Source organism: Pseudomonas sp. B21-048, assembly GCF_024748615.1.
In the GTDB taxonomy this organism is placed as follows: Bacteria; Pseudomonadota; Gammaproteobacteria; order Pseudomonadales; family Pseudomonadaceae; genus Aquipseudomonas.
The window spans coordinates 5,587,185-5,601,526 of sequence record NZ_CP087168.1 but is presented as its reverse complement, the minus strand read 5'-3'; the positions used below and the strand labels follow the sequence as shown (position 1 = coordinate 5,601,526).

16 protein-coding genes are annotated in these 14,342 nt (G+C 56.9%); 4 read left to right on the top strand and 12 right to left on the bottom strand.

What is annotated here, in order from left to right; all coding sequences use genetic code 11:
* Window positions 1-68: 68 nt before the first annotated feature.
* Both phoR and phoB read right to left on the bottom strand, forming a co-directional pair.
* Entirely contained in the window at window positions 69-1,355 is a 1,287-nt protein-coding gene (phoR, locus tag LOY56_RS26325) for a phosphate regulon sensor histidine kinase PhoR (RefSeq protein ID WP_217450417.1), read from the bottom strand.
* Between the two features lie 76 nt (window positions 1,356-1,431).
* Complete coding sequence (gene phoB, locus LOY56_RS26320; RefSeq protein ID WP_007896474.1) at window positions 1,432-2,121, bottom strand: phosphate regulon transcriptional regulator PhoB; 690 nt, start codon at window positions 2,119-2,121, stop codon at window positions 1,432-1,434.
* Window positions 2,122-2,273: 152 nt separating this feature from the next.
* Between phoB and LOY56_RS26315 the strand changes: the two genes are divergently transcribed.
* Window positions 2,274-2,651: a hypothetical protein gene (locus tag LOY56_RS26315; RefSeq protein ID WP_258618314.1), complete on the top strand. Its 378-nt coding sequence runs from the start codon at window positions 2,274-2,276 to the stop codon at window positions 2,649-2,651.
* A 75-nt stretch (window positions 2,652-2,726) separates the two neighbouring features.
* Here the strand turns inward: LOY56_RS26315 and ubiA are convergent, their stop codons facing one another.
* Both ubiA and LOY56_RS26305 read right to left on the bottom strand, forming a co-directional pair.
* Window positions 2,727-3,617: a 4-hydroxybenzoate octaprenyltransferase gene (gene ubiA, locus LOY56_RS26310; protein ID WP_258618313.1), complete on the bottom strand. Its 891-nt coding sequence runs from the start codon at window positions 3,615-3,617 to the stop codon at window positions 2,727-2,729.
* Entirely contained in the window at window positions 3,617-4,180 is a 564-nt protein-coding gene (locus LOY56_RS26305; RefSeq protein ID WP_258618307.1) for a chorismate lyase, read from the bottom strand. Before LOY56_RS26305 ends, ubiA begins: the two co-directional genes overlap by 1 nt.
* Before the next feature lie 200 nt (window positions 4,181-4,380).
* Here LOY56_RS26305 and LOY56_RS26300 point away from each other — a divergent pair, with 200 nt between their 5' ends.
* The 3 genes from LOY56_RS26300 (at window position 4,381) to LOY56_RS26290 (ending at window position 6,184) form a co-directional block, all read left to right on the top strand.
* Window positions 4,381-4,548, top strand: coding sequence for a rubredoxin (locus LOY56_RS26300; protein ID WP_237885215.1), 168 nt, complete (start codon window positions 4,381-4,383; stop codon window positions 4,546-4,548).
* 19 nt (window positions 4,549-4,567) lie between these two features.
* Complete coding sequence (locus LOY56_RS26295) at window positions 4,568-5,716, top strand: NAD(P)/FAD-dependent oxidoreductase (protein WP_258618300.1); 1,149 nt, start codon at window positions 4,568-4,570, stop codon at window positions 5,714-5,716.
* A 192-nt stretch (window positions 5,717-5,908) separates the two neighbouring features.
* Complete coding sequence (locus LOY56_RS26290; protein ID WP_003213368.1) at window positions 5,909-6,184, top strand: HU family DNA-binding protein; 276 nt, start codon at window positions 5,909-5,911, stop codon at window positions 6,182-6,184.
* An 88-nt stretch (window positions 6,185-6,272) separates the two neighbouring features.
* Here the strand turns inward: LOY56_RS26290 and LOY56_RS26285 are convergent, their stop codons facing one another.
* The 8 genes from LOY56_RS26285 to LOY56_RS26250 all read right to left on the bottom strand — a co-directional run bounded on the left by LOY56_RS26285 (window position 6,273) and on the right by LOY56_RS26250 (window position 14,340).
* Window positions 6,273-6,668: a DUF6124 family protein gene (locus tag LOY56_RS26285; RefSeq protein ID WP_258618299.1), complete on the bottom strand. Its 396-nt coding sequence runs from the start codon at window positions 6,666-6,668 to the stop codon at window positions 6,273-6,275.
* Window positions 6,669-7,191: 523 nt separating this feature from the next.
* On the bottom strand, window positions 7,192-7,665 hold the full coding sequence (locus LOY56_RS26280) for an SMI1/KNR4 family protein (protein ID WP_258618298.1): 474 nt from the start codon (window positions 7,663-7,665) through the stop codon (window positions 7,192-7,194).
* A 132-nt stretch (window positions 7,666-7,797) separates the two neighbouring features.
* Window positions 7,798-8,031 carry a hypothetical protein gene (locus LOY56_RS26275; protein WP_258618297.1) on the bottom strand — a complete coding sequence of 78 codons (234 nt, stop codon included), beginning with the start codon at window positions 8,029-8,031 and terminating at the stop codon, window positions 7,798-7,800.
* Between the two features lie 139 nt (window positions 8,032-8,170).
* On the bottom strand, window positions 8,171-8,551 hold the full coding sequence (locus LOY56_RS26270) for a hypothetical protein (RefSeq protein ID WP_258618295.1): 381 nt from the start codon (window positions 8,549-8,551) through the stop codon (window positions 8,171-8,173).
* Window positions 8,552-8,664: 113 nt separating this feature from the next.
* The gene (locus tag LOY56_RS26265; protein ID WP_258618294.1) at window positions 8,665-8,949 is read right to left on the bottom strand and encodes a hypothetical protein; all 285 of its coding nucleotides are present in this window, start codon (window positions 8,947-8,949) and stop codon (window positions 8,665-8,667) included.
* Window positions 8,946-9,569, bottom strand: a complete 624-nt coding sequence (locus LOY56_RS26260) for a hypothetical protein (protein WP_258618293.1) — start codon at window positions 9,567-9,569, stop codon at window positions 8,946-8,948. The genes LOY56_RS26265 and LOY56_RS26260 overlap by 4 nt, the downstream gene beginning before the upstream one ends.
* 10 nt (window positions 9,570-9,579) lie before the next feature.
* The gene (locus LOY56_RS26255; protein WP_258618291.1) at window positions 9,580-13,962 is read right to left on the bottom strand and encodes an RHS repeat-associated core domain-containing protein; all 4,383 of its coding nucleotides are present in this window, start codon (window positions 13,960-13,962) and stop codon (window positions 9,580-9,582) included.
* Window positions 13,963-14,058: 96 nt separating this feature from the next.
* A complete protein-coding gene (locus tag LOY56_RS26250; protein WP_258618289.1) occupies window positions 14,059-14,340 on the bottom strand; it encodes a hypothetical protein in 282 nt (93 codons plus the stop codon).
* Window positions 14,341-14,342 lie beyond the last annotated feature (2 nt).

Below are 14,342 nucleotides of genomic sequence, written 5' to 3'. Positions count from 1 at the left end.
GGGCAGGCACAAGTCAGCCAATGTAGCGGCTGACTCTTGGCTTGCCTAGTGGCGAGTGCTGGCCGGTATCAATCGGCGGTGCTGATGACGCGGGATTTCGTCACTTGGGCCGGCGCAAAATGGCAGGTAAACGTGCTGCCATGCCCCGGCACACTGCTGATTTCCATACGTGCCCGGTGGCGCAGCAACACATGTTTGACGATGGCCAGCCCCAGCCCGGTGCCGCCGGTGTTGGAGTTGCGGCTGGAGTCGACGCGGTAGAAGCGCTCGGTCAGACGCGGCAAGTGTTTGCTGTCGATGCCGATCCCTGAATCCTGCACGCTCAAATGCGCGCCTTGATCATCACCCCACCAGCGGATGCGGATATTGCCTTCGGCCGGGGTGTATTTCACGGCATTGAACACCAGGTTGGAAAAGGCGCTGCGCAATTCGGCTTCGCTGCCCTTGAGCAGAATCGTTGGATCGGCTTCCAGGCTGATGTGCTGGTTTTTTTGGCCGGACAGTTGCTGAGCGTCGCCCTTGATCGATTGCAGCAGGCTGTCGATGGACACTGGTTGATTGTCCGACGGGTAATCGGTGGCTTCCAGTTTGGCCAGCAGCAGCAAATCGTTCAGCAAGGTCTGCATGCGCCCGCCTTGCTGCTGCATCTGCTGCAGTGCACGGGTCCAGCGCGGGTTCACTTCCTCGACGTTGTCGAGCAGGGTTTCCAGGTAGCCGCAGATCACCGTCAGCGGCGTGCGCAGCTCGTGGGACACGTTGGCGATGAAGTCTTTGCGCATCTGTTCCAGCTGATGGATACGCGTCACGTCGCGCACCAGCATCAAGTGTTCATTGTTGCCGTAGCGGGTGATGTACAACTGAATACGCAGGCGATCATTGATCGGCGAAGGAATTTCCAACGGCTCGGCGTAGCTGTCCTGTTCGAAGTATTCCTTGAAGCGCGGATGGCGCACCAGGTTGGTCACGGGCTGGCCGCTGTCCTGTGGAGTCTTGAGACCCAACAGGGTTTCGGCGGCACGGTTCCACCATTCCAGGTTGCCATCGCTGTCGAGCATGATCACCGCGTCTTTCAGCGCCGCGGTGGATTCCTGGACCCGGTCGATAACCGCTTGCAGGCGCCCGCGCACCCGTTGGTCGCGGCGTTGCAAGTGGTAGATGCTGTCGAACACTTCGCCCCACAGGCCATAGCCATCGGGCGGTGCTTCATCGGGTTTGTGCAGGCGCAGCCATTCGTGCAGGCGCAGCAGTTGTTTGAGGGTCCAGGCCAGATAAAGGCCCAGGCCCACGGCGAGGCTCCAGCCGTAGTAGCCGGAAATCAGGCCGATCACCAGGCAGGCGGTGACCAGCAGCAGCATGTGGCGAATCAGGGTGCCATGCCAGTTTTGGTTCACGGAAAAATGCGTCCTTGTCAGCGAGTCTGGCGCAGTCGGCTCAGGCCTTGGTGGAAAACCGGTAGCCAGTGCCGCGCACGGTTTGTACCAGATTTTCATAGGCATCGCCGAGGGCTTTGCGCAGGCGACGGATGTGGACATCGACGGTGCGCTCTTCGACATAGACATTGCCGCCCCAAACCTGATCCAGCAACTGGCCACGGGTGTAGGCACGTTCCTGGTGGGTCATGAAAAATTGCAGCAAACGGTACTCGGTCGGGCCCATCTCGGCAGGTTTGCCGTCAATGGTCACGCGGTGGCTGATCGGGTCCAGCAGCAGGCCGCCGACTTCGATCGGCGCTTCGCCATCGGTCGGGCCGGCGCGGCGCAGCACGGCTTTCAGGCGCGCCACCAGTTCGCGTGGGGAAAACGGTTTGGTGATGTAATCGTCGGCGCCGACTTCCAGGCCCTGGATCTTGTTGTCCTCTTCGCCCTTGGCAGTGAGCATGATGATCGGGATATCCCCGGTCAGCTCATCGCGCTTGAGGCGGCGGGCCAGTTCGATGCCGGAGGTGCCGGGCAGCATCCAGTCGAGCAGGATCAGGTCCGGTTTGCGGTCGACGATAATGGCATGGGCCTGCTGCGAGTTCTCCGCCTCCAGGCAGTCATAGCCGGCCATTTCCAACGCAACGGCGATCATTTCGCGAATGGGCGCTTCGTCGTCGACGATCAGAATGCTCCTGCCAACCATGCGTTAATCCTCTTGTCATTTAACTGTCTTGCGCCGCATTAGATAACGGAATTATTGCAGTCGTGTGACAGTATTTTAGTCGCCCGGCGATTGTCATGATCCTGAACTAAGCTCTAAGTCCGAATCCTGACAACCACAAAAGGAAGGTTTCCATGAAGCACATCGCTCAATCCTGGAAGTCGCTGCTGGTCACTGCTGCGCTAACGCTGCCGTCCCTGGTCTTTGCCGCCGATCCGGGCATGATGAAAGACGGCATGATGGTCGACCACAAGGGTATGACCTTGTATACCTTTGACAAGGACAAAGATGGCAAGTCGATGTGCACGGGCGAGTGTGCGACGAACTGGCCGCCGTTGATGGCGCCGACGGATGCCAAGCCCATGGGTAAGTGGATGCCGATCAAGCGTGACGACGGCACGATGCAATGGGCGTATGACGGCAAGCCAATGTATGGCTACAAAATGGACGCGAAGCCGGGGGATGTCATGGGTGACGGTAAAGGCGGCTTCTGGCACATGTATAGGCACTGATTGAGTCCCGAACGATCACAGTCTCGGCAGCGCCGTTATCGGTGAGCTGCCGAAGGCTGCGATCTATTCGGAACATCAGCGCAACGCGTAATCCAGCACAATCCCGACAAAAATCGCCAACCCCGCCCAATGGTTATGCAAAAACGCCTGGAAGCAGCGCATCCGGTCCTTGCTGCGGGTGTACCAGAACTCCCACGCAAAACAACCCGCCGCCGCCAGTAACCCGAGGTGGAACCATCCGCCGAGCTGGAATTTCGAACCCGCCAGCAGCAGGCATCCCAACGCCAACCCTTGCAAAGTCAGAATGATCACCCTGTCGGCGTCGCCAAACAGAATCGCTGTGGATTTCACCCCGATCTTCAGGTCATCGTCGCGATCGGTCATGGCGTAATAGGTGTCGTAGCCAACGGTCCACAGCAGATTGGCGATCCACAGCAACCAGGCTGTTGCCGGCAGTTCACCTGTTTCGGCGGTGAATGCCATCGGCATGCCCCAAGAGAACGCTGCGCCCAGCACCACCTGCGGGTAATAGGTGTAGCGCTTCATGAACGGGTAAGTGAAGGCCAAGGCCAAACCGCCCAGCGACAGCCAGACCGTCGTCGCGTTGGTGCACAACACCAGCAGAAAGCTCACACCCATCAGTACCGCGAAGAACATCAGGGCTTCTTTAGAGCTGATTTTGCCGCTCACCAGTGGCCGCTGTTCGGTGCGTTTCACGTGGCCATCGACCTTGCGGTCCGCCCAATCGTTGATCACGCAACCGCCGGCGCGGGTCAGCACCACGCCGAGCACGAAAATCACGATATTGGCCAATGATGGCGAGCCTTCACCGGCAATCCAGAGTGCCCACAACGTCGGCCATAGCAGTAAATAAATGCCGATCGGTTTGTCCATGCGGGTCAGCTGAATGAAATCCCAGGCCCGTGGATTCAAACGGTTCAGGGACTTGAGCAGGCTTTGGTACATCAGCAGTTCTCCGGATGGGCGCGGGTGGCGTTCCACAAGGTCGGCAGAAAGATCTCGGCCACCAGCACGCTCAAGGCGCCACGGTCGAAACGCGAGCGCCGGCCCCACAGTTCAGGCGCCTGAGCGTCCACCGGCAGCCATGCTTGAGGATAGTGACAAACTTCGATGGCCCGGCGCTGAAACGCCTGATCGCAAAACAGCAATTCGCCCAGTGAACGGCTGCCCAATTCGTCCATGTGCAGTCCATCGCCCTGCAATGCGCTACGCGCCGCCACGCTGCGGGCAAACACCCAGGCTTCACCGTGACCGCGCAGATACACCTCGCGTACCCAGCCTTCACTGCCTTCGGCCAGCTCCAGCGCAGCACATTCGTCGGCGCGCAGCGATTGCCAGCCTTCGAACAGCGGCGTGACGCTGAAACTGTCATTCGACAGGCGGGTCAAGCGGCGGGTCAGCGATCCTTCATCGAACAGCCAATCGAGCGTAGACGTGTCGGGGAGGGGCGTCAGTTGGCTTCGAGCGAGCCAGACCGATATCGCGGAGGGGGTTTTTGAGTGCGGCACAGTGAGTCATTATTGGCAGCAAATGAGGCGGCGAGCTTACCATGTCAGGCACCGATGTTGATTGACCGGCCTGCCGTTGCGCCGAACAGGCTTGCATCTGCCCGGCCCGATCAGTACAAAACGCCCCTGAGCCGGACGGCAACGCTTCACCTATCGACCGTGCGCGCCGGCAAAAGCCTGAATCCTGAGGAAGTACCTGAATGAAAAAGTGGCAATGTGTGGTCTGCGGCCTGATCTATAACGAAGCCGACGGCTGGCCGGACGAAGGCATTGCGCCGGGAACGTTGTGGCAGGATGTGCCGGAAGATTGGCTGTGCCCGGACTGCGGCGTGGGCAAGATGGATTTCGAAATGATCGAAATCAACTAAGAATCCAAGGAGTAAGGGAATGAACGCACCTGTCGTGATCGTCGGCACTGGGCTGGCTGGCTACAACCTGGCCCGGGAGTTTCGCAAACTCGATGGCGAAACCCCGCTGCTGTTGATTACTGCAGATGACGGACGCTCTTACTCCAAGCCGATGCTCTCCACCGGCTTCGGCAAGAATAAAGACGCCGACGGCCTGAGCATGGCCGAACCGGGCGCCATGGCCGAGCAGTTGAAAGCCGAAGTGCGCACCCACACGCGCATCAGCGGTATCGATCCGGGCCATAAACGCCTGTGGATCGGCGAAGAGGCGGTGATCTACCGCGACCTGATCCTGGCCTGGGGCGCGGAAACCGTGCGGGTGCCGATCGAAGGCGACGCGGCGGATGCCGTTTTCCCGATCAATGATCTTGAAGACTACGCACGCTTTCGCGCGGCCGCGGCCGGCAAGCGTCGGGTATTGCTGCTGGGCGCCGGTTTGATCGGCTGCGAATTCGCCAACGATCTCATCCTCGGTGGTTACGAGGTGCAACTGGTTGCACCGTGCGAACAGGTCATGCCGACCTTGCTGCACCCGGCGGCGGCCGCTGCGGTCCAGGCCGGCCTGGAAAGCCTGGGCGCGCGCTTCCACCTCGGGCCGGTGCTCAATCGCCTGCAACGAGTGGCAGATGGCCTTGAAGCGCATCTGTCCGATGGCCAGGTCATCCCGTGCGATGTGGTGGTGTCGGCTATCGGTCTGCGTCCGCGCATTGACCTGGCGGCCGCCGCCGGGCTGCAGGTCAACCGTGGCGTGGTGGTCGACCGTCACCTGAAAACCTCTCACGCCAACATCTATGCCTTGGGCGACTGCGCCGAGGTCGATGGGCTGAATCTGTTGTACGTCATGCCCCTCATGAGCTGTGCGAGAGCGCTGGCCCAAACCCTCGCCGCAAACCCTACAGCGGTGAGTTACGGGCCGATGCCAATCACCGTGAAAACCCCGGTCTGCCCATTGGTGGTTTCCCCGCCACCACGGGGCGCGGAGGGCGTCTGGACAGTCGAAGGACAGGGCGCGGACATCAAAGCCCTGTGCCGCGACAGCGCCGGCAAATTGCTGGGTTATGCCCTGACAGGCGCGGCGGTGATGGAAAAACTCGCTCTGAACAAAGAGCTTCCGGCCTTGCTGGCGTAAATACCGGTCGTTCTGTCGGAATCACCCCGCTTTTGCTCCCACAAAGGTCGCGGGGAGACTGGCGCCGCTCTAAAGCGCGTGCCATTCTCACTCCCGTCTGCCGCAGAGTAGAGCACCTGCGGCGCCTTAGGCGCTGTTCCAACGAGAACAGCACGGACATAACAACAAAAAACCGTCAAAGGGGCTTCACTAATGCGTAAACCAGAACTCGCCGCTGCAATCGCGGAAAAAGCAGACCTCACCAAAGAACAGGCCAACCGCGTTCTCAACGCCGTCCTCGAAGAAATCACCGGCGCTCTGCACCGCAAAGACAGCGTCACGCTGGTGGGCTTCGGGACCTTCCTGCAACGCCATCGCGGTGCACGTACGGGCAAAAACCCGCAGACCGGTGAGCCAGTCAAAATCAAAGCCAGCAACACTGTTGCGTTCAAGCCGGGCAAGTCGTTGAAAGACAGCGTTAATCCGTAACACGCACCGACTTCCCGCATAGCGGGTGAGCGGGATAAAAAATGGGCACGCCAACGAGGTTGGGCGCCCATTTTTTCTGTCTGGCGGATCAGCCGACTCGGCTTTGTTTCCTGGCGAGAATCGCTGCTATTTCCGGCTCATTCAGGTGATCCAGCGCTCGCTCCACCAACAAATGCACCCTATCGGCCATGCGGCTGAGCGCCAGGGCTACGGAGCGGCGTGAACCGTCCACATCGTCGGCGAGGTCGGCGGCGATGGCGCTGATGGACAAGAGGTCTTCCGAGGCGTTGGCGAGGAGGGCTTCAGTGTTGATGCCCGGGCAGACGCTGAAGAGTTGGCCGATGCGTTTCGGTGGCTTTGGTTCGGCTGACGGGAAGTGATGGTCGAGGGCGCGCTCGGCGGCGTCGTTGAGTTTTTTTGAATCGGGGCTTTCGTATGGGGAGACCGGATCGGTGTCCGGTGGGTTAGGCGTAACTTTGAACATGATCTTCAATTCCTTGAGTGATGCTGACACCACTTCGCCGACTAAACGAAGGGGTGGCAGCTGTACGCAGGTTAGTCGGACCGGGGAATTGAAGAAGCCGGCGCACCCAAAGGTGCCCTACGCACAGCTACCATCAAATGCAGGTAGGAAATACCTGTCTGACGGACACTTGTACAACTTCAATTACCAGCGGGCGACTAAACCCGACCACTGACGATCAGTGACACGAATGAAGTTACCGGCCGGCCCCAAAGCGCACAAGCCGGCGGATTCTGGCGTAGCCGTAGGCAACGACGCAAGGTGTTGTAGCTTTCACGGCGTTACCTACAAGGCTTTTAAACAAGCACTGTCAGGCATTGGAGTGGGACCGACTGGAAAACCTTTTTTGATCAGGACTGGGGTTGCCTACGTAATCGTCAGGCAGAAAGCATTAGTATTTCCTTGTTGATTTGGATAACAGCTCCCTCGCCACAGGGGATCCACGTTTCTAACCAAATCCGCCGCTTGTGCGGCGTTGGCTCTTTCATTCCTCGTCCAAATCTTCCTCATCGATCAGCCCTTGAACAAACCGGAGGAAATTCGAGCAGACCAGTTTTTCGGATTGAGCCTGATTCTCTTCAGGGCTTAGGTCGCTATCAAAGCTGTCAGTTGTGAAATAACTAACGGCCTCCGTATCAAGATTCAAGCAAAAGAAGTTGCCACCCCAGTCGTTCGCGAAAGGCAGGAGGTGTGCAGGAAGTACCTGTTTTTTCAGGATCAACTGATAGGTGGACAGCAGAGTGGAGTCGCCACCGGTAATCGGCTTGAACGCAGCCACTTCCAGTGGCTCGTCAAAATCTTCGCTGACCCAATAGGTCCGCACCGGTACGCCGCCGTTGTACTTGAGGTAATGGTTTCGAAAGGCGGACGGTAGTTTCTTTCCGATAGCGGACTCCAGATGGTCAAAGTCTGCTGGGGTAATGGCCGCTTCATCATCTGAGAATGTGTTTTCGATCATGACTCATCTCAAGGGGGGGATCAGTTTGTAGGCGCGACGTTGGCCGCCACTGAAACACATTGTGCAATGTGGCTTTTCCAGGAAAATCCACGCTCTGGCAATGCCTGAAAAACTTTATTCGGGCACTTGGTATTATCCTGCTGAATACAAATAAATTGCATTTTCCGATATGTATATTATTTTTCTGTTTGGATGTGCCTGAACTGGAGCGATTAATAACTCACGCAGATCGCCTGAAGTCACGGAATCATCAAGAAAACTCACGAGATCGTTTCTTTCTGTCTTATACAGTTCTCCCTTGAAAATTATTTTTTTGCCTTTGTAAGCAATCAGTTTGTGGGCCACATAATAGTAATCTGAAGTCATGTGAGGCCCCAGATCTCTAAGTGAGTCGACTGCTTGAATGAAATAACACTGAGAGTGTTGGCTGTAACATCAGTGAATAGATAGCTTCTCTGCTTTCATTCTGCCTAATTCAAACTTATTAAGTTTTTCCAACCGATAGTTATTTCTCATACTGGTTCGGTTGATACGGACTACTAAGCAAAGAGGAGGAGTCAGAAATATATATTTCATTTAAAATCAAGTCTAGAGGTATGTTTTCAGTGCTATCGGCTATCTCGTCGTAAGGAGCAGGTAATGCATAGGAAAAACCGAAGTCATCATCTAGAATTATTGAGCCATTAAAGATGCGTTGACGCTTTGTAAGCTTTTTTACTTGGCCAAAAGACATCCCTGTAGAAAGCACACCTCTGTAAAGTCCTTGGTAATGTACATTGCAGCCGATTGAGAATATTGCTCCGTCAGAAAGGGTTACTATGGTGATGGTGTCGTTTACCACATAGGCCACCCTTGTTTCGTCGTCCGGTAGATTGTGATTTTTCATTGTGATGTTATGTTTTTTATATAGCTCATCGATATGGCTGGAAATGTTTTCCCCTAATAGTACGTTTGCTGCTGAGTGCTTGGATTTGATATCTGCTGTGAAGTCAATAATATTTAAGCTTCATCATTCATTAACGTGCCATTAACGTAAACTGGAAAATCTTTTATTAGGTCGTAATTTTTGAAATCGCCATGTCCAACTCTACCGAATATTACATCTTTTTCAGATTTCTTGGCCTTGTGCACTTTCCAATAATCGTTTCCGTGAATGTTGGGCTGGGTGGAGCCGCCATATTGGATGGTAATAAATAACCCTGGAGTACGACCGCCTCTCGAATGCTCTGAGTCTTCAAGTGTGGGTAAATACTTGCTCGTCAAGAGTTTGATCTCGTCAATCATTCCTCAGGATAAATTTTCAGTTTACTATTGTCCGTAAGTATTTCAAAAATGGTTAGGGAATCACCTGCGTGATTGATCTCATAAAATCTTTCCGTGAAGGTGCTTCGCCATATTTTTTCAGTAATCGAAGTGATTTTATCGGCGTTGTATTTATAAAGGGTTTCGAAATATTCTCCCGTGTTGTTCAAGCTGTAATGCCCTGTAGCTTTATTATTCAAAAACTTAATAAGGGAAACCGAGTCAAGGTTGGCCTCTAGGTTGCCGTTTAGCTCACTGCCGAATGTAAGCTCAAGGATTTGATCGGCCTCATGCAAAAAAAACCTTCTATAAACAATCCATTGCTTTTTAATTGTTACGTATTTCGCAAATTTCAACTCACCTATTATGTTGTTATCTTTATTTAAGAAGTAACATTGCCTGTTTTTGTCTGGCTCGGAATCTTTTTTTAGAAAGCGTCCAGGCTTACATCCCTGGAGCTCCGACATATAGGGGGCCGGCGAATAGGAAGGCATGATCCCCATGCCCCAGATTGTCGTTTTGTAGTTTTTCTCCATAGACGATATAAGCTCTGAATATTTATCCTTATATTCATTGAGTCGTGCATATAAAAAGTCTTTCATGGGGCATCTCCTACTTTGCTAATGGGAAAACCTTTCCGCCGTTGAGCTCCAAGTTGAGTTTATTTAAACCCGACTCGAATCCAGATTTTGTGTTCGCCCCTTTTAGGGTTTCCCATACGTGTTGTTTATACGCATTGCCATGTACTCCTTCCCCGGCATGAGCGGTTGCTGTTGTATTTGGTAAACGGGACTGTGGGTTTACAGGCAGCCATATACCATTTTCTTTCTGATTTATGTCAATGCCAAGTCTGTCCATACGTCTTCTCAACCAGCGCATACGCACATCCTTCGAATTGGACATTACTATATGGTGGGCTCGATAGTTCGAGTTTGGCGCTTTACCCAAACGGCTTCCAAGAACTTTAGCATCGCTCGAGCAACTCAGGCCCAGAGCGTCTATCCAAGTGAATGGGTTAGGTGAGTATTGATAAAGATTGATTCCCCCCGCCAACCCAATCGGATCCGGCGTCGTAAACCGCCCCACATCCGGATCATAAAACCTGAACGTATTGAAATGCAGCCCCGTCTCCCGGTCCAGGTACTGCCCCTGAAACCGCAGGTTCTGCTCTTCAAGGTAATACGGCTCGCGCACCTCTTCTAACGTGTTGCCCCATACCCGATAAGTTGCCTGCCAGACGTTGTGGCCGTCCGCCTCGGTGAGCTGTTCCGGCAGACCGTTGAGGTCGTTGTGGTAATAGCGGATTTTTTGCAGCGGGCCGGTGCCGTCGACGCGGGCCAGGGGTTCGTAACCTTCGTCTTCGTAGAGGTAAAGGCTGGTCTGTTGATGGCGATGCTCCTGCAACAGGCGCAGGCCGTCCCAGGTGAAGCGGGTTTCGCCGAGGGGATAACCATTGCCATCCTGTTCGGTCTTTTTAATGCGTCGACCCAACGGGTCGTAGGTCATCCTGAGCACGCTGCCGTTTTCATTGCGCACTTCAATCAACCGGCTTTCGGCGTCGTAACCGAAGCGCTGCAGGCCCCGCTTAGCGCTGCGTTTTTCGATCATTCGGCCAAACGCGTCGTAGCGGTAACGCTTGTCCTCGTAGGTCAGCAGTTTGTTGTGCACCACCAGCCCGGCGCCGGGTTGCGGGCCGTCCTGCAGGTTGGCGGCGGCGTCGTAGGCGAAGGTTTCGCGCTGGCCGTGCAGGCTGTCCTGGCTGGCGATGATGCGGCCAGTGGCGTCGTAGTGCAGCAGTTGGCGGTGTTGCGCGGCGGGTTGCTGGTCGAGTTTGCCGATCAGGTTGTCGGCGGGGTCGTACTCGAAATGTTTCTGCACCGCTGCCGGCATCAGCGAGGGCTGGCTGCTGTGTCGGCGTTGGCGTGAGCGTAAACGGCCGCTGCGGTCGTAATCGCTGCGGGTGCTGATCTGGCCTTGGGTGCGCAGCACTTCGCGGTGCAGGCGATCGCGCTCGAAGTCGCTGATGACCTGGCCGTCGAGGTTGATCTGGTGCAGGTGGCCGCTGCCGTAGTACAGGCGATTGAGCCAGCGACCGTCGGGCAGTTGGGTCTGGATCAGGTTGCCGAGTTCGTCATAGTGATATTGCAGGCTGCCAGCCGCGCTTTGTTCTTCGAGCAACTGGCCGAGGGCGTCGTAGGCGAAGCTCAGGGTTTGTGCGTTGCCTTGCAGGTCGGTGAAGGTGACGGCGGTGAGCTGGTCCAGTGGGTCGTAGGTGTAGCCGGTGCGGCCATCGTCGGTGATTTTGGCGATCAGCCGGCCGACAGCGTCGCGTTCCAGTCGATGAACGATGGGAGCGGGGGGCGACTCGGGGACGACGGCCAAACCGTTGCCGTAAGGCGCCGGAACAGCCGTGACCGCCGCGACGTTATCCAGCAGGTCATAGGTGTAGCGCTTGGCGCTGCCGTCGAGGTCTTGTTGTTCGGTCAGTCGATCGGCGGCATCCCAGGCAAACCGATAACTTTCGCCATTCTCATTGGTCAGCACGTGCAGCCGCCCGTAGCTGTCATACCCGAACTGCACCTGCCGGCCATGGGCGTCAGTGCGCTGACGCACCTGGCCGCGACGGTTGTGTTGATAGAGCGTGGTGTGCCCGGCCGGGTCGGTATAACCGGTCAATTGGCCGCTGACGTCGCGCTGATATTGCTCGGTGCGCCCATCCGGCAATTGGCTGCTGAGCAACCGCCCCTGGGCGTCGTAGCTGAATTGGGTGCGCTCGCCGAGGGCATCGGTGATGGTTTGCAGATAGCCCCGGTTGTCGTAGCTGAACCGCGTCGGATAACCCGAGCAATCAATGTGTTCGATCAATTGGCCGAACGGGTTCCAGCGCAGCTTTTTGCTTTTGCCGGTGGCGTCGATGATCTCGAGGACCTGGCCGTGGGTGTCGTAGCGGTATCGGGTGATGTGGCCCAGCGGATCGGTTTCGGCGATGCAGTTGCCGCGCTGATCGTAGCGATACTGCCAGCTGTTGCCGGCGGCGTCGGTTTCCACCAGCGGCAAGGCCCAGAGCTCCAGCCACAAGGTCGAGTCACTGCGACCCAGCGGGTCAGTTTCGCCGATCAGGTTGCCGGCGTCGTCGTAGCTGTATTCGTAGCGACCGCCCTGTGGGTCGGTGGCGCTGAGCAATTGGCGTTCGTCATTCCACTCGAACTGCCAGGTCTGGCCGAGGTTGTCGGTGTACTCGGTGATCTGGTGCTGGCTGTTCCAGCGTCGTGTACTAATGCGCTGCAAACCATCGGTAATGCGCGTGACACCGGCGCCGAGGTCATAGTCGAACTGGTAAGCGTCGCCCTCGTCGGTCCAGTGCCGGACCACGCGCCATTCCAGGTCTTCGATCAACGCCCATTCATAGCAGCAACGCAGTCCCGTGGACAACTGATGCTCGACCATCCGCCGCCCGGCGTCGTAGGCGAAGCGCCGTTGTACTTGGCCGGTGGTGTCGCGCACTTCGGCCAGGTTGCCGGCTGCGTCGTAGCCATAGCTGGCGAGTATTTCGCGGTGTTGGTCGGGGTACAGGCGTTCTATCTGGGTCACGCGGTTGCGTTCGCGAATCAGCTCGACCTGCACCAGATCGAAGGTGTCCCGCAGCCGGACAAGTTGCCCGACGTCGTCATAGTCGAGATAGATGCGGTTGTCGTTGCGGTCGCCCAATTGATCAAGGCGCAGCAGCGCTGTATTGCCCGGCGTCGGATTGAACAAGCGGTACACACCGTCATCGCTTTCAATCAACAACTGCCCATTAACATGGCGTCGAACACTGAGCCCTTCACCCGCACTGAACACCGCGCCGCCCAAGGGAATCGAACCCATGTCGATGCGCCGACCCTGTTCATCGGTGTAGACCAGCGTTTCACCGCCCTCGGGGTGAGGCAGGATTTCAACCCGCACCTCATAAGGCACACTCCAACCCGCCCCGAACAACCCGTCGCGACGCTCGTCGCGGCTGTTGTAGAAGCGCTGCCAATCCATCGGCAAGATGCCAGGCAACACGAAATCCAACTCTTCATCGCCACCCAGCACCTTGGCCCCCGTGGCGGCGTGCACCGGGTTCGACGAGCCCATGGCGGCGGTGGCCATCGCGCCCATCGCGCTGCTGACGGCCATCGACGTCGCGCCGCCGATCAACATGCACGGCAATTTGCTGAAGAACTTCCCTTTGCCGCCCTTGAGCATCAGCAACGCGGTGACCGCCAGCCCCACGCCCGGGGTCTTGCCACTGCGGATCTCACGCACCACCACCGAACCGCCACCAATGGTCACGTTGGATGAGATCAGCCCGGAGCCCACCACCTTGGCATCGCAGGTGCTGCGGTCGCCGCTGCGCACGGCGGGTTGGCCGTTGATGGTGACTTTGTCCGAGCCCTCGGCCAGAAACTGCGGCGGCATCGGCGGATGCTTCATGCAGACGAGCAGGTCCAGCGGCTTGGGCACGGCGCCGGGTGCCGGGGTGGCAACGGTGGGGCGCCACATCTGCGAGAAGAAGCTTTCGGCCATGTCCAGGTAACTGGCTTCTGCTTCGGGCTCGGGTATTTCCAGCTCGGTACCGGCCGGTGCGACATGGGACGGAATCGCCCCGGCGGCGCGGGCGGCGGGAATGTTGTTGGTGAGGGTGTTGGTGGAACCGGTGAGAATGTTCGCCTGCACCGTGGGCGGAAACAGGGCGTTGCTGATCTTCTCGCACCAGTTGCTTAAGCCCTTGTCGGCTCCGGTCTTGCTCATGGCAAGGCCGACGACCGTGCCCACCACCAGGCCGAGCACGAAGCAACCTAGTCCGCCAGTGACGACCGTGATGCCCGTGGCCGCCACCACGGCGGCAGTGGCCAGCGCGGTAATCGCGATGTTGGCCGCCACCTCCAGCACACCGCCGAGGATATCGGCCATCATCGAGGTGTGGTTGAGTGCATCACCCAGCCGGGCGGCCCAGAGCGCGTCAGACATGTGGGATGTTCATCCGACATAAGCATCTGACGGCTGCGTAATCGTTGTGCTTGTGGCGCAATTCGATGCCTTCCATTGCACCTTTCTCCGTGTCGGTTACGGCATACTCATCAGCGCCATTCTCAGGCGTTTGATCAGCTTCGGATTCTTGAGGCAATCGGCCGGCCGTTTGTTACCGAGGGCGGGCACTTTCTGTTCGATCCACCACAATCCTTCCTCAAGCCCTCTTTTACCGTTGAGGACGACCGCCATATCGAGGTTGCCATCCAAGGCTTTCGCCAGCGTGCGGGCGTTGCCGTCAAGATAGTCCTCTTCATACAACCGTACAAAACTTTGCCAATCGGCATCGTCCATGTACTCGTCTTCCAGTTGTTCCATCT

Excerpts from the sequence above, each read along its gene's own strand:
- phoR (WP_217450417.1), bottom strand. The coding sequence starts at position 1,355 with ATGCTGCTGCTGGTCACCGCCTGCCTGGTGATCGGCCTGATTTCCGGC.
- phoB (WP_007896474.1), bottom strand. The coding sequence starts at position 2,121 with ATGGTTGGCAGGAGCATTCTGATCGTCGACGACGAAGCGCCCATTCGC.
- LOY56_RS26315 (WP_258618314.1), top strand. The coding sequence starts at position 2,274 with ATGAAGCACATCGCTCAATCCTGGAAGTCGCTGCTGGTCACTGCTGCG.
- ubiA (WP_258618313.1), bottom strand. The coding sequence starts at position 3,617 with ATGTACCAAAGCCTGCTCAAGTCCCTGAACCGTTTGAATCCACGGGCC.
- LOY56_RS26300 (WP_237885215.1), top strand. The coding sequence starts at position 4,381 with ATGAAAAAGTGGCAATGTGTGGTCTGCGGCCTGATCTATAACGAAGCC.
- LOY56_RS26295 (WP_258618300.1), top strand. The coding sequence starts at position 4,568 with ATGAACGCACCTGTCGTGATCGTCGGCACTGGGCTGGCTGGCTACAAC.
- LOY56_RS26290 (WP_003213368.1), top strand. The coding sequence starts at position 5,909 with ATGCGTAAACCAGAACTCGCCGCTGCAATCGCGGAAAAAGCAGACCTC.
- LOY56_RS26285 (WP_258618299.1), bottom strand. The coding sequence starts at position 6,668 with ATGTTCAAAGTTACGCCTAACCCACCGGACACCGATCCGGTCTCCCCA.
- LOY56_RS26280 (WP_258618298.1), bottom strand. The coding sequence starts at position 7,665 with ATGATCGAAAACACATTCTCAGATGATGAAGCGGCCATTACCCCAGCA.
- LOY56_RS26275 (WP_258618297.1), bottom strand. The coding sequence starts at position 8,031 with ATGACTTCAGATTACTATTATGTGGCCCACAAACTGATTGCTTACAAA.
- LOY56_RS26270 (WP_258618295.1), bottom strand. The coding sequence starts at position 8,551 with ATGAAAAATCACAATCTACCGGACGACGAAACAAGGGTGGCCTATGTG.
- LOY56_RS26265 (WP_258618294.1), bottom strand. The coding sequence starts at position 8,949 with ATGATTGACGAGATCAAACTCTTGACGAGCAAGTATTTACCCACACTT.
- LOY56_RS26260 (WP_258618293.1), bottom strand. The coding sequence starts at position 9,569 with ATGAAAGACTTTTTATATGCACGACTCAATGAATATAAGGATAAATAT.
- LOY56_RS26255 (WP_258618291.1), bottom strand. The coding sequence starts at position 13,962 with ATGTCTGACGCGCTCTGGGCCGCCCGGCTGGGTGATGCACTCAACCAC.
- LOY56_RS26250 (WP_258618289.1), bottom strand. The coding sequence starts at position 14,340 with ATGGAACAACTGGAAGACGAGTACATGGACGATGCCGATTGGCAAAGT.